2 protein-coding genes and 1 pseudogene are annotated in these 2,387 nt (G+C 55.6%); 2 read left to right on the top strand and 1 reads right to left on the bottom strand.

The features are described from left to right. Window positions 1-271 precede the first annotated feature (271 nt). Window positions 272-1,294, bottom strand: a complete 1,023-nt coding sequence (locus AD928_RS00375) for an IS110 family RNA-guided transposase (protein WP_041247965.1) — start codon at window positions 1,292-1,294, stop codon at window positions 272-274. A 230-nt stretch (window positions 1,295-1,524) separates the two neighbouring features. Between AD928_RS00375 and AD928_RS14590 the strand changes: the two are divergent. Both AD928_RS14590 and AD928_RS00370 read left to right on the top strand, forming a co-directional pair. Further along, window positions 1,525-1,707 (top strand): annotated as a pseudogene (locus AD928_RS14590) (IS1380 family transposase); the annotation flags it as partial. Between the two features lie 39 nt (window positions 1,708-1,746). Further along, window positions 1,747-2,387 (top strand): transposase (locus AD928_RS00370; RefSeq protein WP_167347322.1); only part of this gene is annotated, 641 nt, incomplete at its 3' end.

Genomic DNA, 2,387 nt, shown 5'->3' with positions numbered 1-2,387 from the left:
CTTCTGTGGTTGCCGTCCGTTATGCAAGAGTTTTCTGACCCATATTGACGTGTGATCGTGTGCGGTCTTCTGTAAGGCCTGTTGATGTGGCCTTTCAGAAGCCACTGGCCAGTATGGTGATCAGCGGATCAGATCCAAATCTCACAGGCGTGCTTTAAAGCACAGAGAAATCCACTGGTTTTTCCGATCCGGATCAGACGATCATGCGCCCATTCAGGTCATCGCCCTCTCACACCCCTACCGGTTCCATCCGCGGGAGCCGAGCCATCGCTCAGGCTGCCACGGACAGGGCCGGATCCCGATAATCCTCCTGTTTTGTTGCCATGGCCCAGATGGCTCGTGCCATCCTGTTGGCCAGCGCAATGGCTACCAGCATACGGGGCTTGCGGGCCAGCATCCGTGCCAGCCAGCTTCCCGGTGCAGGGGCCTTACGGCTGGCCCAGTTCACCTGGGTCATGGCGCCCATGATGAGAAGCCTGCGGATATCAGCCTGCCCGGCTTTTGATATCTTCCCCAGCCTTTCCTTTCCGCCAGATGAGAACTGACGGGGCACCAGCCCCAGCCACGCAGCAAAGTCGCGCCCGCGCCGGAAGCTCTGCAGGTCAGGCGCAAAAGCTTCAATCGCAAGAGCGGTCAGAGGACCCACTCCAGGCATGCTCTGCAATCTGCAGGTGTTTTCACTTTCCTGGGCAAGCATCCTGATCTTCTTTGTTCTGACATCAATCCGCACACTCTGCTCCGAAATCTGTCGCAGCAGATCAAGGCATTCCTGCTTCACAGCCTCTGGCAGAACCGCCTCATCCAGCATGGCTTCAATGTGTCTGATATGCGCAATCCCCTGTGGCACGACGAGACCGAATTCATACAGAACGGCACGCAGGGCATTCACCAGTTCCGTGCGCTGGTGCACCAGACGCTGCCGGGCCCGGAAAAGAACGCCACGCGCCTGCTGCGCTTCAGTGCGTGGTTCGACAAAGCGCATTTCCGGCTGACGGGCCGCAATGACGATCGCTTCCGCATCAGCAGCATCGTTCTTCTGGCGCTTCACGAAAGGCTTCACATACTGCGGAGCGATCAGTCTGACCTCGTGACCAGCTCCTGCCAGTTCGCGAGCCCAGTAATGCGCGCTCCCGCACGCTTCAAGAACGACCAGAGCAGGCGGCTGCGTGGCCATGAACTGCATAAACTGCTGACGACGCAGCTTTTTGCGAAACATCACCTCGCCTGCACGCGAAGCTCCATGAACCTGGAAAATGTTCTTTGCCAGATCAACGCCTATCACTGTATCCTTCATCTGCCGTCCTTTCGCGCAGTCGTTTCTTCCAACGACCATTCTGGCACATTGCGATGCCGTGCGGGGAGGACGGCAACCACCCCATCTCACAGGAATGTTGTACATCGGGCTAGAATACGGAAAAATCTGTTTTGTAAGAAACAACTTTCCATAAGCAATAAGCAAACCTGATGCAGACAGAATGTAGCGCACGAGAGTATGAGTTTCCAGCCTCCTGAAGGCGGCATGTTCTGGCCCGTTTTGACGAGGGCCGAATGAGTCCCGATGGGGGTACCATTCTGTTAAAGCAGGCTGATGATAGTCTGGGACTGAGCAGTCGCTTTTCTGCATTTTTTCGCGATGGGCGGCATCCTGCCTTTGTGGAATATCAGGTGGAGGGTTCGAAAAACCCACTGGTTTTGGGTCTCTCTGTATGATTCCATTCCTCATGCTGTGATTTGAGGGATTGGCTCATGAACCAGCCGGGTTTCTTTGATGTTGAAGAGCGACTTGCTCGGCTGAGTGGGCTTGGAGACCAACTCGAAGCGTTTTCCCGGACTGTGGATTTTGAAGTGTTCCGCCCTGATCTGGACAAGGCTCTGGCCTATTCGGACGGGAGCAAGGGTGGGCGTCCGCCGTTTGATCCGGTGCTGATGTTCAAGATCCTGGTGATCCAGACACTCAACACGCTGTCCGACGAACGGACAGAATACCTGATCAACGATCGTCTCTCCTTCATGCGCTTCCTTGGTCTGGGACTGTCTGACCGCGTGCCGGATGCCAAAACGCTCTGGCTGTGTCAAAAGCGTCTGACCCAGGGTGGTGCGATTGAAAGTCTGTTCAATCGCTTTGACGCTACTTTGAGGAACGCCGGTTATCTGCCGATGTCAGGCCAGATCCTGGACGCACCATTGGTAGCGGCTCCAAAGCAGTGCAATACCAACGCTGAGAAGGCGGATCTGCGTGAAGGGCGTATCCCACAGGACTGGCAGGACAAAACCAACACCGCCTCAACGGTGTGGGCAGATACAGCCTACCGCTCAAAAGCCAATGAGGCCTTCATGGAAAAGCATGGCTTTGTCTCGAAGGTTCACAGGAAAAAGCCTCATCTCAA

The sequence above is a fragment of the Acetobacter cerevisiae genome, assembly GCF_001580535.1.
In the GTDB taxonomy this organism is placed as follows: domain Bacteria; phylum Pseudomonadota; class Alphaproteobacteria; order Acetobacterales; family Acetobacteraceae; genus Acetobacter; species Acetobacter cerevisiae.
Note: the sequence above shows the minus strand (reverse complement) of the source record. Positions and strands in the feature narration are given on the sequence as shown.